This is a genomic window from Streptomyces sp. NPDC087300 (genome assembly GCF_044744425.1).
GTDB lineage: Bacteria > Actinomycetota > Actinomycetes > Streptomycetales > Streptomycetaceae > Streptomyces.
Genome location: NZ_JBIUYI010000006.1, coordinates 666,877 through 690,110, shown reverse-complemented (window position 1 = coordinate 690,110; position 23,234 = coordinate 666,877). Strand labels below are relative to the sequence as shown.

19 protein-coding genes, 1 tRNA gene and 1 pseudogene are annotated in these 23,234 nt (G+C 68.8%); 7 read left to right on the top strand and 14 right to left on the bottom strand.

Translation table 11 applies throughout. The features are described 5' to 3' along the window. The first annotated feature begins 275 nt into the window (after window positions 1-275). A complete protein-coding gene (locus tag ACIO9J_RS28195; protein WP_402005292.1) occupies window positions 276-1,751 on the top strand; it encodes a helix-turn-helix domain-containing protein in 1,476 nt (491 codons plus the stop codon). A 65-nt stretch (window positions 1,752-1,816) separates the two neighbouring features. Here the strand turns inward: ACIO9J_RS28195 and ACIO9J_RS28190 are convergent, their stop codons facing one another. Genes ACIO9J_RS28190 through ACIO9J_RS28170 form a run of 5 tightly spaced genes read right to left on the bottom strand, consistent with a single transcriptional unit; the run spans window position 1,817 to window position 6,333 of the window. Next, window positions 1,817-2,335, bottom strand: coding sequence for an AAA family ATPase (locus tag ACIO9J_RS28190; protein ID WP_402005289.1), 519 nt, complete (start codon window positions 2,333-2,335; stop codon window positions 1,817-1,819). Window positions 2,336-2,373: 38 nt separating this feature from the next. Then, complete coding sequence (locus ACIO9J_RS28185; protein WP_402005287.1) at window positions 2,374-3,249, bottom strand: glycosyltransferase family 2 protein; 876 nt, start codon at window positions 3,247-3,249, stop codon at window positions 2,374-2,376. Further along, window positions 3,243-4,478 carry a hypothetical protein gene (locus ACIO9J_RS28180; protein WP_402005284.1) on the bottom strand — a complete coding sequence of 412 codons (1,236 nt, stop codon included), beginning with the start codon at window positions 4,476-4,478 and terminating at the stop codon, window positions 3,243-3,245. Before ACIO9J_RS28180 ends, ACIO9J_RS28185 begins: the two co-directional genes overlap by 7 nt. Continuing rightward, window positions 4,475-5,179: a hypothetical protein gene (locus ACIO9J_RS28175; protein WP_402005281.1), complete on the bottom strand. Its 705-nt coding sequence runs from the start codon at window positions 5,177-5,179 to the stop codon at window positions 4,475-4,477. The genes ACIO9J_RS28180 and ACIO9J_RS28175 overlap by 4 nt, the downstream gene beginning before the upstream one ends. After that, entirely contained in the window at window positions 5,176-6,333 is a 1,158-nt protein-coding gene (locus ACIO9J_RS28170) for a glycosyltransferase family 1 protein (RefSeq protein ID WP_402005278.1), read from the bottom strand. The genes ACIO9J_RS28175 and ACIO9J_RS28170 overlap by 4 nt, the downstream gene beginning before the upstream one ends. Before the next feature lie 146 nt (window positions 6,334-6,479). Here ACIO9J_RS28170 and ACIO9J_RS28165 point away from each other — a divergent pair, with 146 nt between their 5' ends. Next, entirely contained in the window at window positions 6,480-7,454 is a 975-nt protein-coding gene (locus ACIO9J_RS28165; RefSeq protein ID WP_402005275.1) for a multiprotein-bridging factor 1 family protein, read from the top strand. Continuing rightward, window positions 7,454-8,020, top strand: coding sequence for a peptide deformylase (locus tag ACIO9J_RS28160; RefSeq protein WP_402005272.1), 567 nt, complete (start codon window positions 7,454-7,456; stop codon window positions 8,018-8,020). Before ACIO9J_RS28165 ends, ACIO9J_RS28160 begins: the two co-directional genes overlap by 1 nt. Before the next feature lie 15 nt (window positions 8,021-8,035). On the opposite strand, the gene ACIO9J_RS28155 is transcribed toward ACIO9J_RS28160, so the two are convergent. The 5 genes from ACIO9J_RS28155 to ACIO9J_RS28135 form a co-directional block, all read right to left on the bottom strand. Continuing rightward, window positions 8,036-9,712, bottom strand: a complete 1,677-nt coding sequence (locus ACIO9J_RS28155; protein ID WP_402005269.1) for a relaxase/mobilization nuclease domain-containing protein — start codon at window positions 9,710-9,712, stop codon at window positions 8,036-8,038. Next, a complete protein-coding gene (mobC, locus tag ACIO9J_RS28150; protein WP_402005266.1) occupies window positions 9,709-10,359 on the bottom strand; it encodes a plasmid mobilization relaxosome protein MobC in 651 nt (216 codons plus the stop codon). Before mobC ends, ACIO9J_RS28155 begins: the two co-directional genes overlap by 4 nt. A gap of 117 nt (window positions 10,360-10,476) precedes the next feature. Next, on the bottom strand, window positions 10,477-11,433 hold the full coding sequence (locus ACIO9J_RS28145; protein ID WP_402005263.1) for a DUF2637 domain-containing protein: 957 nt from the start codon (window positions 11,431-11,433) through the stop codon (window positions 10,477-10,479). Between the two features lie 351 nt (window positions 11,434-11,784). Then, window positions 11,785-13,245 (bottom strand): DnaB-like helicase N-terminal domain-containing protein, encoded by a 1,461-nt coding sequence (locus ACIO9J_RS28140; RefSeq protein ID WP_402005260.1) that lies wholly within the window; start codon window positions 13,243-13,245, stop codon window positions 11,785-11,787. A 343-nt stretch (window positions 13,246-13,588) separates the two neighbouring features. Next, window positions 13,589-13,819, bottom strand: a complete 231-nt coding sequence (locus tag ACIO9J_RS28135; RefSeq protein ID WP_402005446.1) for a hypothetical protein — start codon at window positions 13,817-13,819, stop codon at window positions 13,589-13,591. A 93-nt stretch (window positions 13,820-13,912) separates the two neighbouring features. Between ACIO9J_RS28135 and ACIO9J_RS28130 the strand changes: the two genes are divergently transcribed. The 4 genes from ACIO9J_RS28130 (at window position 13,913) to ACIO9J_RS28115 (ending at window position 17,784) form a co-directional block, all read left to right on the top strand. Continuing rightward, complete coding sequence (locus tag ACIO9J_RS28130; protein WP_402005257.1) at window positions 13,913-14,602, top strand: helix-turn-helix domain-containing protein; 690 nt, start codon at window positions 13,913-13,915, stop codon at window positions 14,600-14,602. Then, window positions 14,599-16,200, top strand: coding sequence for a tyrosine recombinase XerC (gene xerC, locus ACIO9J_RS28125; RefSeq protein ID WP_402005254.1), 1,602 nt, complete (start codon window positions 14,599-14,601; stop codon window positions 16,198-16,200). The genes ACIO9J_RS28130 and xerC overlap by 4 nt, the downstream gene beginning before the upstream one ends. Before the next feature lie 497 nt (window positions 16,201-16,697). After that, window positions 16,698-17,618 (top strand): hypothetical protein, encoded by a 921-nt coding sequence (locus tag ACIO9J_RS28120; protein ID WP_402005251.1) that lies wholly within the window; start codon window positions 16,698-16,700, stop codon window positions 17,616-17,618. Further along, window positions 17,569-17,784, top strand: coding sequence for a hypothetical protein (locus ACIO9J_RS28115; RefSeq protein WP_402005249.1), 216 nt, complete (start codon window positions 17,569-17,571; stop codon window positions 17,782-17,784). Before ACIO9J_RS28120 ends, ACIO9J_RS28115 begins: the two co-directional genes overlap by 50 nt. Window positions 17,785-17,818: 34 nt before the next feature. Here the strand turns inward: ACIO9J_RS28115 and ACIO9J_RS28110 are convergent. The 4 genes and pseudogenes from ACIO9J_RS28110 to ACIO9J_RS28095 all read right to left on the bottom strand — a co-directional run. Continuing rightward, window positions 17,819-17,891 (bottom strand) — tRNA-Lys (locus ACIO9J_RS28110). A 76-nt stretch (window positions 17,892-17,967) separates the two neighbouring features. Continuing rightward, window positions 17,968-19,524 (bottom strand): amino acid permease, encoded by a 1,557-nt coding sequence (locus tag ACIO9J_RS28105; protein ID WP_402005246.1) that lies wholly within the window; start codon window positions 19,522-19,524, stop codon window positions 17,968-17,970. A gap of 105 nt (window positions 19,525-19,629) precedes the next feature. After that, window positions 19,630-22,707: an FG-GAP-like repeat-containing protein gene (locus ACIO9J_RS28100; RefSeq protein WP_402005243.1), complete on the bottom strand. Its 3,078-nt coding sequence runs from the start codon at window positions 22,705-22,707 to the stop codon at window positions 19,630-19,632. A 225-nt stretch (window positions 22,708-22,932) separates the two neighbouring features. Next, window positions 22,933-23,234, bottom strand: a pseudogene (locus ACIO9J_RS28095) (RNA helicase); the annotation flags it as partial.

Below are 23,234 nucleotides of genomic sequence, written 5' to 3'. Positions count from 1 at the left end.
CTACTAGGGAGAAATCCGGCCACGGACTCTGTCCACGAACGAGTGGCATTGACGTCGAGCCACTTTCAGACAGCTCTTTCGATGATCTTCCACTGCTCTGCAAGCTGTCGCACGCATGCCCTCGATCAGCTATGCATCAAGGGCTGATCAACTCGACAAGAGTTCGCCGAAGAACGCTCTGAGTCCAGTGGTTCTCCTAGGATGATTCCCCTTACGTGCGGCGGTTGGACTGTGCGGATGGGGGCTGGCGCGTGGCTGCGGTCGTAGAACCTGTGGTGACTGAGGAGAAGCTGCGAGAGCTGCTGGCGGAGGCATCGGAGCAGGAACCTCTCGACTACAAAGAGGCACTCGACCTGTCCGAGCGGCGTGACCTGGTCGAGATCGCCAAGGACGTTGCGGCTATGCAGGCCGAGCCCAGTGGTGGATACGTCGTCATCGGCGCTGACGATCACGGCAACCCCACAGGTCGACTCTCTGCAGACCAGACTCGTGGTTTCGACGAGGCGACGCTGCGGCCTAAGTTGCAGAAGTACATCCCGATGCTCACGATCCACACAGCTGCCCACTGTCTCGACGGGAAGTGGCTCGTTCTGCTCTACGTCGCCCCCAGCGCGGATGGATGTTGTGTCTTCCAGGTCGAAGGCACCTACCAGGACGGCAAGAAGCAAGTCACCGTCTTTCGTGCGGGTGACGTCTTCGTGCGACACGGCACTTCCAGTGAGCGATGGAAGCAGAGTGACGTGGTCAACGTGTGGCAGCGGGCCATTGCATCTCGTAAGGAGACGTGGCGGCGGGAGCTGCGCCAGGAACTCGAAGCCCAGGGAGCCGTCGGAGCGGCTGCCCAGCACGTACGTCAACGATCGACTTCGGCTCTCACCTGGCAGCTGGACCAGGAGGTGTTCGACGCCGCGGTACTGGAGTACCTACGTGCCGAGGACGACATCCCGCTTCGGCAGTTCTTGCTGTCCGCCCCGGCACAGGCCCGCGAGCTTCTCACCACCATGCCTGAAGACTTGCCCACCTTGCTGAACCGCGTGGCAAGCCTTACTGCCTTGAGCCTCGTCCATGAGCGAACCCAGTGGGTCGCCAAGGGCACGGACTCCTTGCTCTCCATCTACAACCTTGGCAACGACCTTTCCGGGTCCGCCCAAGAATCCCTCACCGGGCCGCGACTGTGGTTGTCCGTGCTGGAGCGGGCCTACGGGCTTGGCGGACTTGCCGTTCGGCTTCAAGACTGGTCAGCGGTCCGCATACTCGCCGACCGACGGGGAACCGATCGCGGCTTCGACTGGTTCGGCAGTTGGCTTCGCCACGGGCTGACGACGGCTTCCCGCGCCGGTCTGCTTGCCTCCGGTGCTTCGCACAGCTCGGGACTGATCGCGGCAGCCCACAACACGGTCCGGGAAGTGCCAGCCCTTCATCCCGACGCCTCACCTGACGACGACGCCGTGCTCAACAGTCTGTGCCAGTTCGATGCGCTCGGCGCGCTGGTCACTATGGGGGCAGCGGGTAAGGCGGCAACCCGCAACTTCTATACCAACTTTGCTCGGTACATGACGCAGCGCACCGAGCCTGCACTGGTCGCCATCACCCGCGACGCTGGAATGCGCCAGACTCTCTTCGATGGCAGCCCTGAACTGCTGGAGGAGAGCCTGAAGCTCCTGGTTCACATGGCTGACAAGGAAGGCTTCGGCTACAACGGGTGGACTGGTGTCAGCGACCCGCGTCTACGAGAACTCGTGTATGACTGAGCAGGCCAGCGGAGACGCTCGGGTCCAGATATCAGCAGATTGGCAGGACTCAAGCCAACTCAGCGTTACCGGGATGCGGATAGCGTGCTGATGAGCTTGCGCAGGTTACCGGTGTAGACGATCACTTCTTCGTCATCGGCTGGAGGGTCGAAGCGAGCGAAGAAGTCGTCAAGGGCCTCGGGAGTGACAGCCAGAGCATTGGCATCCTCGCGCTGGTTGCGTTCGGCCAGCCGCCGCAGCAGCTCGTCACGGTCGGCAGGGAGATAGACCAGAACGGGGTGGCCGCCCGCTTCCTGGGCAGCCTGCTTCCAGGTGCCACGCTCCTCACGACGCCAGAGCCCATGATCCAGTACGACGTCATTGCCGGACTCCAGCTCCTTTTCGAAGCGGCCACGGACCGCTTCGACGACGGGGCGTTCGCGCTCGAAGTAGGTGTGCTCCGGGTAGTCCACGCCGTAGCGGCCGTGGAGGCGGTGGACCTCCTCGTCCACGGAGAGCCGGACGTAGCCGTGGTCGGCCAGGGCCTGGGCGACGGTGGTCTTGCCGGAGCCGGTGATGCCGGCCAGGAGAACGGCGAGGGGCACGTGGTCATCCCTTCAGCGTCGAGCGTGCGTGAGCACGGTCATTGTTTTGGGCCCAGGCCAGTGCGTTGGTGTGGACGCCAGGTAGTGACGACGCCCCGGGCCTCGGCCGACCAGCCCAGGGGCATCTGGTCCAGGCTCACATGACGGAAGGCGAACTGCGGATCGCTGGTGTTGATCGCGCCGCTGTGTCGGCCGACGTGCTCCAGGAGGCGGCTGGCCTCGTCTCTGACGGCCGGGGTCTGCTCCTGCCACGTGCCGGTCGAGAAGTGCCGGATCCGGCGGCGCAGGTCGTCCAGTACACCCGAGCGCCATTTGAAGTGGTGGACCGCACAGAGGCGGTCCACGTCCGGGCGGTGACCGGGGGCCCGGTGGTTTCCAGAGGCCACGGTCACGTCGCGACGGGCCAGGACGATCTTTCTGGGGTCGCCGTGCAGAAGTCGGTGGGTGAGGTGGCCGCCGAGTGGATAGGCGAGGTCCAGGCCGCCTTCGGAGCGCCAGTTGGTGAGGCGTCCGCATGCGGATACACGGTCGAGCATGAGTCCGCCCACCACGCGGTGCCGGGACTTCTCGGCCTGGGTGATCACCTCGTGCAGCGGGGCGGGGTACTGCTGGAACTCATCAACGTCGGCGAGCAGGTGCCAGCCGGCCTCGGCCCGATGGCGCAGCGCGTCTCTGAGCTGGGCATTGGTGTGCTCGTGCCACGGGCCGTGGCTGGTGCCGGTGGGGAGGACCCCCAGCTCGCGGCTGGTGTCCTGGAGCTCGTGTCGCAAGTGGGCGGGCACGTGCTCGGGGAAGTGGAAGGCGATGAGGAACCGCTCGATGCCCAGCCGACGGTAGTGGCGGATCCAGGCTGCCAGCAGCGGAGGTTCGACGGGGCCGATGACCGCGATCAGTGCCGGAGCGGTGCTCAGCATCGGAACTCCTTCGTACGCAGTGAGGCGAAGGTGTGGGCGAGGAAGTCGGCCTGCTCGGTGGCAGGTCGCATCCCCAGCAGACGGGGTGCCTGAGGGCCGGGGAGTTTGGGTGGCTGACGGATGACGCTGTGCAAAGCATCGGCGAGGTCGACAGAGTCGCCAGCTGCGAAGGTCAAGGCCCATGGCTGGCCCTTCAGGCGGGCGCAGAGCTCGGGATCATGGTCGGAGACGATCAGGGGGACGCCGAGGCGGGCAGCGTCCATCACAAGGCCGGATTCCTTGCCGACCCCCGGCTTCCGGGCAACCAGAGCGGCGTCGGCCGCGGCGTACACCAGCCGGAGCACGCCTTCCCCTACAGGACCGGGCACGATGTGCAGGTGGAGATTGGGCAGGCTCTGCCATCTCCGCAGTACGGCTCCGTCAAGTGGGTCCCCGGTGACCAGCAGGTGCAGCGGTTCTTTGAGGCGGGTCAGGGCCTCGTCGACGACGGTGATGTCCTTGTAGGACCACCATCCGCCCACCAGGCAGATCGCAGCCTCGACGGCAGGGATGTCGAAGGCCATGCGCCCGCCGGCGCGCTCGGCGCCGGTCAGACGGTGGCCGTCGTCGACCGCGAACACCCTTACTGTCGCGGGTAGTTCTGGGAAGCCCCCGGCGAATTGGTCCCCTACCGCTTGCGTCGGACAAACCGCCATCGCGCGTTGCTCGCCTCGACGCGCAAGTCGGCTGAACAGCCGCACAACAGTGTCCTCGGTGGTCACCGCCTCGTGCACGAACCGCAGATGCGGCTGACCGCCAAGGAGGGCGGCGGCCCCATGCAGCGCCTCGCTCGCCGTCAGGATCACCACTGCCTCGGCGCCGGGTTCCAGTCGGCGGGCGGTGCGCAACGCCGCTGCCTCAGCCAGGCAGCGGGCGATGAGAGTGATCTGGTGCGGTAGCCGCCGCAGGGAGCGGTGCCAGCGACGTGAGTGGAACACCCGCTGTCCGACGGACGAGATCGCAGCTGCGAGGCAAGATCCAGCCCACAGGGCTCCGGCCCGGTGTCCGGCCGGAGCGGTGACCAGTCGGGCCTCTGCGACGCGCAGGGCGCTCACTGTCTCCCGGGGTATGGCGGGCGGGGCGATGACCAGGCTGCCAGGACGGGCATGCGCAAGAGCCGCCAGGGTGCGCTGGTGGTGTCCGCCCAGACGGTTGGCGTAGGGCTCGATGAGGACGAGCGGGCCGGTCATCCGGAGACCGCCTGATCTCCATGAGCGGCGGTGAACCTCTCGCGGAGCCAGGAGGGGTCGTTGAGGTGGTCGAACTGCTCGGGGTCGCGGGCGGCTTCGCGGGCGAACCCAATGCCCTCCCGGGCCCCGGCAGCGGCGTAGGCGGCGAACTCTCCGCTGTGGATCACCGTCCACGCCTTCAACTTGCGGCTGGTGTCGTCGCCGGCCATGCCGTACTCGCTGCCGCGGGAGAGCATCGCGCACTCCCGGAAACCGGCTTTCCAGGCGTGGAAGGGGCTCTGGTTGAACCGGGTGATCCCTGCTGTCTCCTGGACGAACTCGATGCGGCCGGGCAGGGCAGCGAGTACGTCCACCGCTTCGCCCATCTCACGCAGCGCGCTACGGCGGATCAGCTTCAGTCCGCCGTAGCCGTAGGAGAGGCCGGTGACCGGGTTGGTGGCCCTCCACACTCGCATGGAGACGCCCTCCTCCAGCGGTTCGACCGCGGCTGGGGCGAAGCTCGGGTCGATGGCGAAGTCGCCGTCGGCGAGGAAGAACTGTTCCCGGTCGACGACTTCGGCGCACAGCCGGTAGGCCCGGCGCATCCCGTGCACTCCGTGCAGGCGCTTGACCGTGCCGCCGAGGGTTCGCTGCAGACGGGCATGGAGGGCGTTGGCCAGGGGCTCGTCGTAGGAGAGGACTACCGCGTCGAACTCGGTCACGAGAGCGCCTCCAGGTAGCGGGCGGCGACGAGGGCGGGTGCGAAGTCGGTGGTGGAGGTGTGGGCCCGCTTGGCGTGCACGGCATGGAACTCGTCGTCCGTGGCGAGGCGCTCTGCCAGGGCAACGGCCTCGGCCGAGCTGCTGAAGCACAGCTCGGGATCGATGTGTTCGGCGAGCCAGCCCAGTCGAGGTGCGATGACCGGCAGGCCCATGCCCTGGCAGTCGATCACGCTCATCGACCAGGGGCAGCCGGGGCGGAAGGGGGCGATGCCGAAGCGGGCACTGGCCAGCAGGTTCTTGTAGCGCACACGGTCGCCGCGATCGGAGACGATCTGGACGTGCGGCAGAGCGGCGAGCTGGTCGCGCATGTCTTCCGGGCTGTCGTCCAGGCTCGTGCGTTCGGCCCGTCGCTGGCCGAACAGGTCCATGACCCGCAGCCGCACGGTGCCGGAGGCCGCTAGCTCTCGGGCCAGCTCCACGAACTGGCCGGTGCCGTAGTGCGCGTAGAGCCGGTGGTTGTAGATGCCGATCGCACCGGCACCGGACGCGGGCCGGGCGGTCGCGGGGGCGCGGACCAGACGCTCGTCACGCGGCGCAGGCACCACCCGCAGCCTCGCCCCGAGATCCACGGTCATGCGAGTGGCGGCGGCCGATACCCACGAGGCAGCCGTCGAGGAGTGGACCATCACCCGGTCACAGGCCGCAAGCCCGGCGGCGAACGACAGCAGCACCGGCCGACCCAGCCCCGCGTCATCCAGGGAGGGATCGAGCACGAGCCGGCCGCCGCCGGTGAAAGAGAACGGAAGGTAATGGCAGTACCCGGCCAGCACCGCGTCCGATCCCACCTCCAGCAGGGCGGTGCGGATCGCCGGGGCCTCCTCGATCTGGTTGGCCACCACCGCGTCGGGCCTTTCCGTCCGGATGAGCGTCACCAGCTCGTCGATGTCCGCGGAGAAGCGGGCCCGGTACTTCGTCCCCGGCGCCTTCGTCCGATGAAAACCGCAGCGGACGTCACCGGCAGCCGCCGGGGCAGCGACGGTCACCTCCGCTCCCGCGTCGGCCAGGGCCGGGGCGAGCAGGTCCGCGAAGATCCACCCGGAGTCGGCCGAAAGCCGGTCGGGATTGGAGATGTTGAGCAGGTACAGCACGCGCATGGCGCTCCGCCTCCCTCGTCTGCCCGGAGGGTCGATCCGGGCCGGTAAGGGAAGGAAACCCGCGACGCGGGCCGTGACGGGATGATGAACTTGGATCACTCACGGTTCACTCATGCTCACCAACGACGGCGCAGGGCGGGGCTTCGATGGACGCGCACGGCGAGGAGATCACCGTCGAGCAGGCGGCCGAGAACTACGCGGCCGAGGTGGCGCGCTGGCGGGAAGTGCGCGGCATGTCCAAACGGGCGTTGGCTCGGGCCATGGGCTTCGACCCGTCCTACGTGAGCCACGTGGAGTCGGGCCGCCACAAACCCAGCGAGGAGTTCTCACGCCTCGCCGACGAAGCCCTCAACGCCGGGAAGGCCATCTGGCGACGCTGGTGCGACTACGAGCAGGCCAGGGCACGCGCCAGGCGGCCGACTGCGACGCCTCCAGCCCAGCGCAGGCCCGAGCAGCCGTACGCCACCGGCTCCGCGCTGGTCGTCGAACACGACGCGGCACGGCTCCAGTACGACGGCAGCTCCTACCGGCTCACCATGCGCAGGCGGCTGCGGAACACCGGCGACGAACCGGTCACCCGCTACCTGATCCGCATCTCCGTCGACCGCTACCCCGGCGACCCGGAGCAGTCCAACGCCCACTACCGCGCCAACCCCCTGACCTGGAGCGAACTCGACCTCACCGCCACCTGCCGGGGAGAGTCGATGCGGTGGGAGGCCAAGCATGACCGCGACGCCTTCAAGGAAGTCTGGCTGCTGTTCGACAACGAACAGGGCCGCTTCCCGCTCTATCCCGGCGAGTCGGTCTGGATCGAGTACGCCTACACCGTCGGCGACGACAAATGGGGCCACTGGTTCCAGCGGGCCGTCCGACTCCCCACCGAACAGCTGGAAGTCCAACTCGCCTTCCCCGCCGCCCTCGACCCCGTCGTCTGGGGCACCGAGACCTCCATGACCGCCGAAGCCTCCCCGCTGCGCACCCCGCCCGTCCGCAGCGAAGACGGTGAACTACGGCAATTCACGTGGATCACGACCACACCCGCCCTGCACGCTCGGTACCGTCTGGAATGGCGGTTCCGGGCCCGGCCCGAACGTGACACGGATCAAGGGGAGTTCAGGTGATGGACGTGCGGCCCAGCCAGCAGATGCGGGACCTCGGAGTCGTCCAGCGCGGCGCCGGTATCCTCGCCGAACCGGCCCGCGGCTTTGAGCTGCCCGCCGAGCGAGACCAGGCCGAGCGCATCGTGGACGAACTGTTCGCAGCCATGGAACGCATCGCCCAGGTCCACCCTTTCGCCAAGGGCATGGGCATCGCGGCTCCGCAGATCGGCATCGGCCGCGCCGCCGCCGTCGTCCAGCCGCCGGACGGCGCACCCGCCGTCATCCTCCTCAACCCGCGGATCACCGCCCAGGCGGACGAGGCCGACGAACAGTACGAAGGCTGCTTGAGCTTCTTCGACGTGCGCGGACTCGTCCCCCGCCCCCTCAGGATCACCGTGGAGACCACGGCCCTGACCGGCGACGTGGTGGTCACCGAGTACGAGCGTGGCCTCGCCCGCCTCATTCACCACGAGATCGACCACCTCGACGGGCTGCTGTACACCGCCCGCATGGCGGCCGAGGTCCAGCCGATCCCCGTCGAGGAGTACCGCCAGACCGGCCGCGCGTGGGTCTACGACGGGGCTTAGCCACGAATTCCGGGCTCAGCGTCGCCGAGCCCGCTGCTGTGGCTGAGCATCCGGAGGCGACTGCGCCAGCATGCTCGGGCCTTGTGTCGCGCTGTGCGCCTGCGCCGCTCGGACGCTGGGCGCGGGGCCCGCGCTGAGGCGTTCGACGCGCCAGGTCAGGACACGCGCGGGGCGGCGGGCGTCGTCCAGGACGCGCTGGTCGGCGGCTTGGCGGAGGAGCTGTTCGGGGTCGTGGCCTGCGTTCTCGGCGTGCGCGAGCACGGCGGTGAGTGCGTCGAAGGCCGGGTCTTCCAGGACCTGTTCCGCGTGGTCGGGCACGGACTGCCGGATGATGACGACGTGCCGCTCCATCACCCGCTGGGGAGGCCGGTGACGGGCACGAACGGCGAGCGGCTGGACAACGGCCTTGTCATAGGCGGCCTGGAGGTGGAGCAGACTCTGGTGCGCGGCGGCCACCTGCTGTTCGTGGTGGCGGAGCCGGTGCCAGCGGGTTGCTGCGATGACGACGAGGATCGCGGCGTCGAGGAACATCGCCACCGCCGCGCCGTCCTTGGGTATGGGCTCACGGAGCATGTTCCGTACGGCGCCACGCAGGGCGCGGGCATGCCAGTGGTCGGCCCGCATGCGGGACCGAGTGGCGCGCTCGAACTCCACTGCTGCCTGTCGCAGTTGGGGTCGGATGTGCTCAGGTGCGAGCAGAGGCAGAGCGTCGAGGGCTTCACCGAGGGCAGCGAGGTGCGCCTGCGCGGCCGCGTCGTCCTCGCCATCGAGCTCGTGGGGAATGCGTTCCGTGGCAGCGGTGGCCTGGTGCCAGGGGTTTGACCGGTGCTGACCCTGCTGCTGTTCGGCCGCTTCGAGCCGCTCCCGGACCTTGGGGAACGACAGATCCGGAGAGAGCCCGGAGCCGGAGTACCAGATGGGCTCGTTCTTGCCGTTGATGTCCCCCACGAGGGCGACGGTGTAGCCGCGTACATCGCCGGACGGGAAGCGCTTGACGTCGACGAGCACGCCGTCGGTGTGATGGAGCAGGTTGATGAACTCCTCCGTGCTGGCGGCGGCGGCCACAGCGGTGCGGACCGTGGTGCGCAACCGTTCACGGGCGGTGCGGGTCCGTCCGGCGCGCTTGGGCTTCTCCTGCTCGGCCCGAGTGGGCCGTTTGGCGGCTGTTCGGTCCCCACGTACGACCTGGAAGAGGCCGTACTCCTTCTCGATGGCTGCCAGTTCGCGGTCGGCGGTGAGGTAGTCGTTCCAGTGGCGGGCGGCGCGCAGATCGGAGCGGACCTTGGTGGCGGCGATGTGGATGTGGTCCTGCGCGTGCCGTACTGCGACCCAGCGACAGCCATCCGGATCACCTTCCGGAGCGACGCCGGTGGCTGCCACGACACGGCGGGCAATGTCACCCCACTCCTCGTCGCTGAGGTGACGGTCGCTCTCGGCGGCACGGATCGAGCAGTGCCACACATGCTGCTCGGGGGCACGGCCGAGCCGCTCGGCCTGCTTGACGTGCAGGTCGAGGTCGGCCACGAGGAGCTTCTTGGCGTCGGCGAAGTCGTCCGCTCGACCTGGGTCGGGCGCGAAGCCATCCCAGGAAGCGACCAGGTGCGGGTCGGTGTGGTCCTTGGCCTTCTTCGTGTCGTACAGGTAGCGGATCAGGCCGGCGGTGCTCTTGCCGCTACTGATCTTCGCGATCATCGGCCCGCCTTGTGGCCGACGGCCTGGTTAGCGGCTGCCGCGATGTGGCCCACCGCTGCACTGACGGCGCTTAGGGACTGAGCGGTCTGGGCCAGCAGGACGCTGTCACCAGGGTGCGGGTGGCCGCCGGAATTGAGCTTCTTGGCGATCTGGTTGATGTTGTCGCCCATCTTGGCCACTTGCCAGCGCAGGGCGTTGAGTTCGTCGATGTAGTCGTCAAGCTCGGTGCGCTGGCCGGGCAGAGCAAGGTCACCGTGGACGTGAGCCATGACGACGGCGCCGACGTAGTGGGCGCCGCTGACGTTCAAGGACCGGGCCTCGGCCAGGATCTCGGCCTTCTCGTTGGCGCTGTAGCGGGCGTCGACGCGCTCTTTGCGCTGGCCGTTCGGGTCCGCCTTGCGGCGGCGGGCGACACGGTGGAAGGCGGCTTCGTCGGCAGCGCGCGGCAGCGGCGGCTCGATGGTGGCGTCGGGCTGCTCCTGCTCGGGCACCCCCTGGTGCCCGCCTGCCTCCGCCACCCCCGGGGCGGAGGCTTCCCCGCGAGACCGGCCCGTGGACGGTCCAGCGGGATACCTTGCTGACGCGGTGGCCGAGGTGGTGCCCATCTGCTCATGGGCCGTAAGGGTTTCGTGTTGCGGATCGGGCATGGGGCTCTTCTCCGTAGGTGGCGGTCACCGGGAATCGCTGTGCTCGGCATCTGCGGCCTCGCGCTGTGCCATGAGTGGGCGCGGGGCACGCCACGAGGGCGAGTTGGGTGCCGGGAATCAGGCGACACCAGTGGAGGCATCAACTCCGTCTCGGTGCCGAGGGGCGGCTGCGTCGCGTCCGCCCGAAGGCTCGTCCCCCAAGCCGTCGTCCGCGTCGAGCTCCGCCTGGCCGGTGCGCTCGGCCTGCAACTGGTTACGCACGAGGCGGGCGCGCTTCTGGCCGATCCGTAGTTCATGGCGCAGGCGCTCGGCGGTCAGCTGCGCATCGCTCCAGTCGGAGGCCAGGTTCCGGGCCTCTTTGAGGACTTCGGCGTCGGTGCGGATGCGGTTGGCTAGCGGCTTGGAGGCGGCGGTGAGCCGACCGGTCGCCCGACTCGGCGCTGCACCGGTCGGCTCCGCCACGGCGGCCGACTGGGATGGTCGGGCACCAGAAGAAGAAGTCGGGGCAGCCTCGCTGGACTCGGGTAGGCCCGACGCGGGCGCTTCGTCGACCATCCCAGAGGCCGACTCGGTCATCTGCTTGGAGGCCGGTTTGCCCTGGTCAGACACCGACCGGGCGGAGGCAGGTTCGGCCGAGTCGGCCGACTCGGGGCTGTGGTGCAGCACCTTCGCCACGAGGTCCGACCCGAAGTAGATCGATCCGACCGGGAGTGAGGTCGCCAACAGCACGAGGGCCCAGTTCGCCAGGGTCTGGTCGGTGAGTCGGCCCCACTGGATCGACGTGGTGTGCAGGGCCGGGATGAGGCCGTGGACGTAGTTCAGCAGGAGGCTGGCGATCGTGTAGGCCGCCAGGACTCGTAGCGCGAACTTCCGGTCGGGGCCGGTGAGCACGAGCGTGGCGACCAAGGCGAGGGCCATCAGCCCGTCGACCACGATCGGGTACAGTACCGCGGCCGTGGAATCGGCACCGATGGCGCGGGCCACGTCGGACAACGCGTTCCATGAGACGCGGAAGGCCATGATGATGACGGCCACCAAGCCGATGACGAGGGCGATGCGCCCCTTCTGGTTCACGCGAGGACCCCCGCCAGACGAAAGTGCTCGGCGAGCATCGCCGGGACCCTCGAAGACTGCCGGGGCGTGCGGTGCAGGGGAATGCAAGGCAGAGAGCTCCAGGAGGATCGGGGTTCGAGAGCCGAGCGGTTCGGCTTCGGGAGGTGTGTGAAATCGGGCCGCTTACGCTGCTCCCTCTCTAAAGAGGGGGCAGCGCGTAGGCGCTGGGGCGCGTAGCGGCCGTACAGCCGCACGTAGGCGCCTGACCTGCGATTTCCCGGATTTCGTACGCGGTGTAGGCGCCGCGTAGGCGGTTTCTGCGGCGTGGGGCGCGTACGGGACCGCGTACGCGTCCAAGGAGGCCGAAGGAGGTCAGGAGACGACGCTCATCGGGCGTGCGGTGGCCCTCCACACGGTGGCCTTGCCGCCACCCGTGCCACCTCCAGCGCCCTTGTCTTGCGCGGCGTGTCCGGCCTTGACCAGGGCGTCCAGACGGCGCCTGGCCTTCGCGATGTCCGCTGCGTCAGGGGCAGCCTCGCCCGTGACCTCTCCGGCAAGGTCGCGGGCTGTCATGCCCCTCGTCCCGGCCTGACGCAGCAGGGCAAGGGGATCCAGGGTGTCCTCGACTCGGGACAGGCCACGGACGTGGTCGTGTACGACGGGCAAGGGCCCGATCTCCTCGTTGAGTGTCTTGAGGTGATGGAGCTTGACGATCGGATCGCCCGCCGCCCCGGCAAGGAAGAGCACGCTGCCCGCACCTGCGGTGAACCAGGCCGAACCGTAGACCTGGTCCAGGACGGGGCGCTGGTTGCGCGAGGCGTCCGCCCCCTGTTTGCGCTGGTGGTGCAGCTCCAACAACTGGACGCCGTCACGGATCAGTTGCTGGCGGGCGTTGTTGTAGGCAATGCCCGCCTCATCGTCGGTGAGCTTGCCGACGACGTCCTTGAGGCTGTCTATCACCACCGTGTCCGCGCTGTGCTCGGCGGCCAGGTCGGCCAGGAGCTGTGGCTCGGCGGTCAGGGAGGCGGGCAGCGGGCCGGACCAGAACACCAGCCTCCGCTCCAGGGTCTCCCTGTCGTGCTCGTTCACGACGCGGGTGAAGGCGCGGGCGAGCTGGCTCGGCCGGTCCGCCGCTATGTAGAGCACCTTCTCGCCCTCCCTGACCGGCATCTCCAGCACATGCGAGAGCAGGCCGATACGTGCCAGGACGAGCTGATGGGCAATGGTCGACTTGCCCACACCGGGCGGCCCGACCAGCATCAGGCTCTCTCCTGCCTCCCAGGCGGCCTTGCCCGGGTGGCCCCAGACGGGGTCGGCCTCGTCCGGGGCGGAGGTCACGAAGCTCCAACCGTCCTCGGCGTATTGCTGCAGACGCCCACCCGCGCTGTGACGAGAGCGAACCGCGAGCTCCTGCACCGACGCGTTCATGAGCGCGCGCACCTCTTCAGGGTCCGCGCCCTCCGCGGTGACGCCCTGCAGCACCCGTACTGCCATGCTGTGGATGGCCCGCAGATCCGCGAGCTGCCGCACGATGCCCGCGTAGTACTCGGCTCCGCCACCGATGGAGGCGCTGCTCGCGAGGGCGTGCAGATACTCGGGACCGCCGATCCGCTTCAGGTCGCCAGCGCGCCGCAATTCGTGAGTGAGCGCGATGGGGCCGGTGGGCGCGTTTTGGCGCCGCAGCTCCAACAGGGCATGCCAGATGGTGGTGTGCGCGGGTTCATAGAAGTCCGACGGCTCGATGAGCTGGTGGACCTCGTCGATGGTCTCCACGCGGAACATGCACGCGCCGAGCACAGCCTTCTCGGCTTCCGGGTTGCGAGGCATGTTCATCGGAATGCCGCCTGCTGCCGTTCCCACGCTGGCCTCCGAAACTGCGGAGCGGGGAAGGTGCGTCGAGGAGAGCGCGGCGGTTGGTGGGGTGCCCGTAGGCTTGGGCATAGGGGTTCCTCCCCGAGGTGCATCAGGCCCTGCCAGGCCGCACTTCGGTTGGTCGCTGCTGGGTGGTCATACGAGGAGCCCTCTGCGGCCTCCGGCGTGCCATCGCCGGAGGCTCGTTCGCTGTTCGCGACGGCTCCGCTCCCGCGAGGGACCACGGACAGTACGTCCACACCTGTCCACAGTCCAGCGATTCTGTGTCAGCTCAGCGCAGAAATGCCTGCTAGGAGCTCACCCCTCAAGCGGCCAGCCCTAGCAAGGCCAGCAAGTCCGCCGTCACCACCCGATAGGCATTGCCCAGCCGGAGCACCCTGCACGGATACTGGCCCCGCTTGGCCAGCTCGTAGCCCTTGCTCCGCCCAAGACCCAACGCTCGGTTGCCCGTCTCCAGGTCAACAGCCACTGGCAGAGCCAGAAGCTCCTCCCGGCTCATGCCGGTCGTCTGCCCGGCAAGACAGCCCTCGCTCATACGCGCTCCATCCGTGACTGAGCCCTCGGCGAACGCGATGACCACGATCGGCTCCAGGCACAACATCAACGCTAGGCGAGTTAATGTGTCTACATGACACAACGCGATTCCGATCATGGGTATGACGAGGACGACGTCCCGGAGTGGGTGGACCACATCAAGATCACCGTGGCCGCCGAGGTCCGACGCAGAAGGAAGGAGTTGCGAATGAGCGCCCAGGACCTGGCCGACGCCTGCGCGGAGCTCGGCCATCCGATCCCGCGCAACGTGATCGCGAACATGGAGTCCGGCCGCCGCGCCAACCTTCCCCTGGTCGACGTCATGGTCCTGGCCAAGGCGCTGAACACGCCGCCGATCTGCCTCATCTACCCCGTGGGCTACGTCGAGGAGGTGCAGCAGCTCCCCTTCACGGACGCCACATCCACCCTGAGAGCCCTGAGCTGGTTCACCGGCGAAGGCCGCGAACTCGGGGCTGACGACGACATGCTGCGCTACTTCCGCGCCCACCACGCTGCTGAGCAGACGGTCATGACCGCACGACAAGACGAAGAGTTGGCGCGCTATCACGCCAAGACCGCTCCGAACGCCACGAGGAAGGCCCAGGCCCTACTCAATCAGGCACACGCCGCTCAAAAGGGCGAGGCAGGCAAGGAGCAACTGCGCAGGGTTCGAGCCTTCATCCGGCAAGCAGGCGCCGCACCCCCCTTGCTGTGGCCCGATCTCGCTGCCGAGGTCGACCCGCCCGGAACCGACCCCGACACCACTGAGGAGATCGATCTTTGAAGGGTTCCACCCACCGTCGCTGCTACTGCCGCGACCCCAAGACCGGCAAGCCGCTCGGCGAGAACTGCCCCAAGCGCTCCAGCCGCAAGCACGGCACGTACTCCATACGTCAGGAGCTACCGCCCCGAGAGGACGGCACCCGCCGTTCCTTCAACCGCAGCGGCTACGCGACCCTCAAGGAAGCCCAGGCCGAGCTCGACCACGTCCGCTCGCTGCTCGGCCTCGCCGACTCGGACGACGCGGACAGCGTCTCCCGCCTCGTCACGATGCTGGAGGAGGTCGTCACCGAGAAGGCTCCACTGCCCAGCGTCGAGGACACGAGGCGGCGCCTCAACGCCGGCATAGCCCTGCGCGGCAGCCTCACCGTCGGCGAGTGGCTCGACACCTGGTTCGCCGCGAAGAAGCGCCGCAAGACCACGCTCAACGGCTACGCCTCACACATCCGCGTGCACCTGAAGCCGCGCATCGGGCACATACGCCTCGACCGGCTCAACGTCGGCCACCTCGTCGAGATGTTCGACGCCATCGCCGACGAGAACGAAAATATCGCCGCCGAGAACCAGGCCCGGCACGAGCAGATCGCTCACACCAAGCCGAGCAAGCCGGGCCGCCCCGTCGCAGCCGAGCGTGAACGCCTTGCCGTTGAGCGCGCCAAGCTGGCGGAAATGAAGCCGTTCCGGAAGCTGAACGGCCCCAGCACCTGGCAGGCCATCCGCCGCACCCTGCGCGCCGCCCTGAACTCCGCGATCTCGCAGCAGCTCATCACCTTCAACCCGGCGTCCCACGTCGAGTTGGCATCCGGCAGGCGCCCCAAGCCGCTGCTGTGGACCGAGGAGCGAGTCCGGCGCTGGCGGGAGACCGGTGAGATTCCCGGCCCGGTCATGGTGTGGACGCCCGCCCAGTTCGGCCAGTACCTCGATGCCGCCGACGGCGACCGGCTCTACCCCGCCTTCCACCTCATGGGCACCCGCGGCCTCCGGCGCGGTGAGACGACGGGCCAGGAGTGGGTCGACACCGATCTCGACAGCGGGCAGATCACGCCCGCCAAGGAGATCGTGGTCGACGGCTGGGATCCGTACGAGTCCGAGCCCAAGACCGACGGCAGCGCGGACACCATCGCGCTCGACACCCTGAACGTCCTCGTCCTGCGCGAGCACAAGGCCCGGCAGGACAAAGAGCGCGCGGCATGGGGCCCGGCCTGGCAGAACAGCGGCAAGGTCTTCACCCAGGAAGACGGCTCCGCACTGCACCCCGAGACGCTCTCGGAATCCTTCCGCCGCATCCTGGCCACCACCGACCTGCCGCCCATCACCCTGCGCGATCTGCGCCACGTCGCGGCCACGCTCACGCACGGAGGCGGCGGCGACATCCACACCGTGAAGGCGACGCTGCGGCACTCCACCATCACGCTGACCTCGGACACGTACACGAGCCTGCTCCCCGAGCTGGACCAAGAGGTCGCCGAGAAAGCTGCGAACTTGATTCCCAGGGCTCGGAAGTCCTCTGATGGGGGTGCGCCTGCTACCCGTCCGCTCTTGGAGACCTCGACGAACGAAGCAGCGTCCGAACCGACCGAAGCAGACCCGAACGCTGGGTAGCAGGTCAGAGGGGAGCGCGCTCTCCGCTCTCAGGAGATCGTGTGGGACTCGGGCAAATCCTTTGCAACTTCAGCGAGAACAGGGACCTGAGCTTGTGGCCCTTGTTTGGGCAGTCTCACCGGACGCCAACGTGGTGCCCTGATGGCGTCGCCGATCCCGCGCATTGGATCTATCGTCATCGCCTTCCAGATCCGAGAACCCAGAGTGGGCGCAGCGTCACGGTGCCATGCTGGATTGTTGTGATCACACAGATACTCGATCGCTTCACGCAGATTCGAGCTGAGCTACGGGCGTCCCAGGACGGCCTCCGGCAAACGTTCGAGAATGCGCGAGAGCAGCATTGCCAAGACATGCTGTCTGGGGTGCAGCGATCGCTGAATGCGATGCAGTCAGGCTGGGAGATACCGAGATCCGTCGCAGAAGGTGTATGCGCGTGGACACATAGCGCTGCACTGTGGCGCCCCTTTCGGAAGTGGTGCTGGAGAGCCTCGTTGGCCGTGTGGATTCTCGTCCTCATCGTGATCACCGACCCTCCGTCCGAAAAATCGCCCCCTCCCCCACTGTCTTCGCCGCCTGAGCCAATGTCTCTGGAGCGGGCGGCCGAAGCTGCCTCGTGGCTGAAAGCCAAGTCGGCCTCGCTCTGGGAGCATCCTGCCGCTGGGCTCCACCTAGTGCAGAACCTGGCCGTACGGTGGATCTTCATCATCCTGATCATGTGGTGGCTATTCCGATGGCTCCCCAACGCTCGGGTCCGCCCCCTGCAGCCGCCCAGGTGGACGCACCCGCTACAGCGGAAGGTCAACTCGCTCGCATGGGCCGCAACGCTCGAGCGCAGGTTCCGAGCCACCGCAGTGCTCGCTTCTACCGCTAACCGTTGTGGAATCGCCTATCGCAGCCCGAAAAAACCGTGGGGGTCGTCACCAGCCAGCCTGGTGGAGCGGCACCTTCTATCAGCTGAACATGTCGTGCTGACCGCTTGGAAGCGCTGGCCAACGCTGAAGGAACGTGCCGTGAAGCACCGGAAGCTCGCCTTGCAAGAGCATGCCGGCCTGGTGGCGGCTGCGCTCAGGAAGGAAGCGCTTCGCCTCGATGGTCCCGAAAGCGAGGAAGCGCTGAAGCGCCTGGCAGAGATGCTGCTCACCATCGCCGAGCGCTATTCGGAAGGCCACTTGGGTGCTCTGCTGCCAGCACACGAGTTAGAGGGGCTGACAGCCGTTCGACACCGTGAGGGATGGCAGTTGACTCTGGCAGTGGGCGGCATCGTCGCCGTCACAACAGGCGCAGCGATGGCAGGCTTGCCCGACAGCGCTGCCGCCGTAGCTGGGCCCGCCCTCGCAGGATTGGTGATGTGGGGGACCAACAAGCACCGTGGTGGTCGAGAAGCTGGGGCTGCCTTCGACCTGTTCCGGCCGCGATGACACGACGAAGGTGATCGCCCAGTCTCGTCCGGAAGCCACCGAACCGTCCGCGCAAGCCGCAACCAATCCGCAGGCCGAGGACGAGTCCGCTCACGCATCGCTCACGCAAGAGCCGGAAAACGAAGCAGCGTCCGAGCCGACCGAAGTCGGCCCGGACGCTGCGTAGCAGGTCAGAGGGGGTTTCCCTCTCCCGCTCCCGGTAGACCGTGTGGGACTCGAACCCACAACCAATGGATTAAAAGTCCACTGCTCTGCCAATTGAGCTAACGGTCCTCGTCGGTGCACCCCCGAGCATAGCGGGAGGGACCCCGCCGTCCGATCGGGTATCGCCGTCGAGGGCCGTCGCGGGTCATGGATCCCGTGGTTCGGGCAGGCCCGCGCGGGCCGCCTCGCGGGCCAGGGTGCGCTCGTGCTCCGGGTTGAGGAACCAGTGTCTGGCCGACGCCCACCACCAGGTCGCCGCGAAGCCGAGGACGACGAGCACCGCGATCGGGGCGTAGTTGAAGGTCTCCCAGGTGACCGGCGAGACCTGCGGCAGCATGAACAGGACGGTGATCACGGCGACCCAGCCCACCGCGACGATGCCGACCGGGCGTGAGAAGCGGCCCAGGTGCCAGGGCCCGCGCTCGAACGCGTCGCCCTTGCGCAGCCGCAGCAGGGTCGGCACGACGTAGGCGATGTAGAGCCCGATGACGGCGATCGAGGTCACCGCCGCGTACGCCGTCACGTTGATCAGGTACGGCAGCCCGAGCACCAGCGCGCCGAGCGCGGCGAGCCAGACCGCGGCGACGGGGGTGCGGGTGCGCGGGCTCACCGTGTGCCAGAGGTGCGAGAAGGGCAGCGCGCCGTCCCGCGAGAAGGCGTAGATCATGCGGGAGTTGGCGGTCACGGAGGCCATGCCGCAGAAGAGCTGAGCGCCGATCACGACGAGCAGGAGCAGCTTGCCCGCGCTCGCGCCGAGCGCGTCGAGCAGGATCTGCGCGGGCGGCGCGCCCGTCGGGGACTCGCGCGCGCCGTCGTACGACTGGATGGCGAAGGTGAAGCCGAGGAGGAGGACGAAGCCCGCGATCCAGGAGGTCCAGATGGAGCGGACGATCCCCTTGGGACCGGCGGTCGACGCGTCGTGCGTCTCCTCGGTCATGTGGGCGGAGGCGTCGTACCCGGTGAAGGTGTACTGCGCCATGAGCAGCCCGATGAGCACGACGTACAGGCCGCTGCCCCAGCCGGTGTTGTTCACGAACTCGGTGAACACGAAGGACGCCGACTGGTGCCGGTCCGGCGAGAACGCGAGCGCGCCCACGATGACGGCGACCCCGGCCACGTGCCACCAGACGCTGATGCTGTTGAGCAGCCCCACGATGCGTACGCCGAAGGTGTTGAGCAGTCCGTGCAGCACGAGGATCGCCGCGAAGAGCAGGATCGTGCGCCCCTCGGTGACGGTGAAGTCGAACTGGAGATTGAGGTAGGCGCCCAGGAAGGACGCGGCGCCGAAGTCGATCCCCGCGGTCACGGCGACCTGCCCGAGCACGTTGAACCATCCGGTGAACCACGCCCACGCGGCCGCGGAGCGCGCGGGCGCGAGCCGGTGCGCCCAGAAGTAGAGCCCGGCGGACGTCGGATAGGCGGAACAGATCTCCGCCATCGCGAGCCCCACGAACAGCGTCATCAGTCCGACCCCGACCCACCCCCAGGTGATCAGGGCGGGGCCGCCGGTGTTCATGCCGAACAGATACATCGTGAGGCACCCGGAGAGCACCGAGATGATCGTGAACGAGACGGCGTAGTTGGAGAACGCGGACATCCGCCGCGCCAGAACCTGGGTGTAGCCGAGCTGGGCCAGGCGTTCCTCGTCCGAACCCGCCTCGGGCGGCGGCGAGTTGGGCCCTCCACGCGATTCTTTTGTCATGCCCCCAGCGATTCCCTCGCAGGGGGCATGACATGCGCCACCGCTGGCCGGAAAATACCCTCACCGGCAGGTCGTGGGCCCTCACCCCGAGGGCCGCCCCACGGGCTAGAAGACGCCCTTGTAGATGCCCCACCCTGAGGCGATCTTCGTCCGCCCGGTGAACGAGCCGTTCCCCTTGCCGTCGTTGCGGTAGAGGTTCCCCGTCTTGTCGCGCACGACCAGGTCGGCCTTGCCGTCACCGGTGATGTCCCCGGCCCCGACGATCGTGTCGTACGACGCGCCCCAGCCGGTGAAGACCGTGGCCCGGTCCTTCAGGGTGCCGTCCCCCTTGCCGTCGTACCGGTACAACGTCCCGTTCCTGTGCCGGGCGAGCACGTCCCCGATCCCGTCACCGTTCAGGTCACCGGCCCCCACGACATGCGTGTACGACGTCCAGGCCGACCGGATCTTCTTCCCCGCGGCGAGCGTTCCGTCGCTCTTGGCCGCGAAGACGTAGAGGTCACCGGTCGCCTTCTTGCGCGCGACGAGATCGGCGCGGCCGTCCCGGGTCAGGTCACCGGGCGAGGTGAGGACGTCGTACGCGTTCCAGCCCGTGCCGAGCTTGACGTACGGGGTCGACGGGGTCAGCGGCTGCCCGCACTTCGGCCGGTAGCCGCGCAGGGAACCGTCGGTCATCCGGACCAGGACGTCGTTGCAGCGGTCCTTGTCCAGGTCGCCGAAGGGCACCGCGAGTGCCTTCGTGGACCAGCCGCTCGCCGACACCTTCCCCGAGAACCCGCCCTTGCCGTCGCCCTGCTGGAAGGTCAGTCCGCCCGAGGAGTTGAGGGTGAGCAGGTCGCCCCTGCCATCGGGTTCGGCGCCCGCGCCCACGTGGTCGCGGCGCACGGCGCCCGCGCCGGTCAGCGCGACCGTGCCGCGCGTCTCCAGCGGTGCGCCCGCCCCGTCCTGGGGCCGCACGGACAGCGACCAGTCGTAGGCACCGTTGGGCAGGAACGCGTCACCCGTCGCCCCGGGGACGGTCCCGTGCCACCCCACGGTCAGCGCGCCGCGCGTGACACCGCCCTCGTCCGTCGCCACGACCTTCCCGGTGTTCCTGGCGCGGACGGTCAGCCGCCAGCCCGCGGCGGGCTTGGACAGGAGCAGCCGGGTGACCGTGCCCGGCACGGCGTCCCGCCCGGACGCACGGACCGACGCGGCGTTCTCGGCCGGCGCCATCGGCGTGAGCGGCTGCGCGGGCTCGCCGGACGACACGAGGTGCACACGCTCCCGCGCGTCGACGTAGGCGACGGTGGAGCCGGACTTGTCGACGGTCCAGCGCACCTGACGCTGCGAGACCCCCGTGTCGGGCAGGTCACCGATCTCCCGGGTGGCCGCCGTGCCGCCCGAGACCGTGGTCAGCACCAGCTTCCCGGCCTTCTTGTCGTGCGTGACCACGTACCCGTCGCCGAGCAGGGCCTCCCCCGCGGGGACGGGAACCGCCTTCTTCTCCGTACGGTCGTACACCCCCGCCGGTCCCTCTTCGCCGCAGCTCCAGTACAGCCAACGCCCCAGCGCCTGAAGGTCGGTGGGCGCGCAGTCGGCTCCGGTGGCGACCTCGTCCACCGTCTTCTTCGCCGTCAGGTCGTAGCCGGTGACCGTGCCCCGCGCGGTGCCCGGCGTCCACAGCACGCTCCCCCACAGGGCCGCGGCTCCCGGGGCCCTGGTCAGCGTCGGGGACGCGTAGTCGTCGAGGCGGTAGACGTCCTGCTCGTCGTCCGTCGTGTGGATCACGTACGCGCCGGAGACGTCGGTGAGGACGCCGCCCGCCGCGACGGACTTCTCGAAGAAGGACGCGCCCGGCCCGTTCACCCGGAGCCGGTCCTTGTCCTGATCGTGCTCCAGCCAGGCGATGCGGCCGTCGGTGGTGCCGTGGAGCTGTGCGCAGCCGATCTCCCGCGCCGCGCAGGAACCGCCGATGAACTGACCAGACCCGGGGGTGAACGAGGCGCGCTCGCCGAAGCGCGGGGCGTCGGCCGGTGCCGTGACGTCGACCGTGCGGACGTAGTCGTCGCGGCGGCCGCTCGACGTGTCGGTGACCAGCAGCCTGCCCTGGGAGAGCGCGATGCCGCGGATCTCGGACTTCGGCCGGGGCAGCGGCTTGACCACGGTGACGGCGGGCTTGCCCGCCCCGTCGGCGGTGATGCGCTGGACGGCCTGCTGCCCGCCGGACGGGCCGATGACGACGGCCGTACCGCCGGGGCCCACGGAGATGGCGGGCCGCTTCATCTTCCCCACCAGCGTCACCGGGTCGCCGCCCGCGATCGGCGCGGCCTTCACCGTGCCCGCCGCGCTGCCGGTGCGCGGGCGGTAGACCAGCCAGTCGCCGACCACCGCGAGGGCGTCGCCCGGCTGGGAGGCCGCGCTTTCGAGGGAGACGGTCACGGGAGCGGCCGACAGGTCCGAGCGGTCGAGGACGAGGACCTGGGGCGAGGACCTGCTGTACACCGCGACGCGGCCGGGTGAGAGGGAGGCGAGCATGTGCCCGGACGGCAGGGCGGCGGACCAGCCCTTGACCTGTCCGGTCCGCATGTCCGCCTCGACGACCCGGTTGGTCCCCGCCACCTTGCCGAGGAAGAACAGGGACGAGGCGTCACCGCCGAGCGGCTGGCCGACCACCCCGTCCTCGGGCAGCCCGCGCACCGTCACGTCGCGCGTCGAGCCGTCCGCCTCCGGGGAGAGCAGGTGCAGCGTGTCGGGCTCGGGCCGCGGGTCGTCGGCCGTCTTGGTGTGCGTGATGACCGTGGAGCCGTACGTCGCCACGGAGATCTGACCTTCGGGGACGCGCAGCGTGCGGGTCCCCCGGTCCACCGCGTCCCACAGCTCGACGTCCCTGCCGTCGCCGGACCGCCTGGTCAGCAGGTCGCTCCCGGTGGGGGCCACCCCGAACGCCGCCACGTCCGCGGGCACGGGGAACGTCTGCCCGTCCGCGTACCGCGTCCAGACCAGGCCGTCGAAGCCCTCCATGCGGTGGAAGACGCCCTCGGCGCCCGCCCCGTCCGCGCCCCTCAGCTGCTCGGGGGAGAACAGCGATGCCGCGAGGTCCGTGGTCCGCTCGGTCGCGGGGACCACCGCTTCGGACACCGCGGGTGCGGCGGACGCCGGTGACACCAGTGGGCCGGTCCCCGCCACGACGGCGGCGGACACGGCCACGGAGATACCAAGGCGTCTCGCTCGACGGAGACGTGCAAGGGCATGACGAGCCACGGAATTCCCTCCCCAGGGTGTGGGAGGAATCAGCAGCAGACGGCGATCGGACCCCCCGGCCGTCGCGTCCCTCCCCACAGTGCGCCGATCTTATCGTCGGCGCCGGAAACGCCGGTGGCCCCCACCCGAATCGGATGGGGGCCACCGGCTCATGCCTCAGTGCTGTCAGCCGTTGCGCTTCCAGCGCGGCTTGTCGTCACGGCGACCGAAGGAACCCGTGCCCGTACCCGTGCCCGAACCGGAGCGGTCGTCGCGGCGGTTGTAGGACGGACGGTCGTGGCCGCCGGAGCGGAAGCCGCCGGAGGGGCGGTCGTCGCGGCGGTCGCGGTTGAACGGACGGTCGCTGCCACGGTGGCCGCCGGACGGGCGGTCGTCACGGCGGAAGCCGCCGCCGCGGTTGTCGTCACGACGGTCACGGTTGAAGCCACCGCCACGGTTGTCGTCACGACGCTCGAAAGAACGGCCAC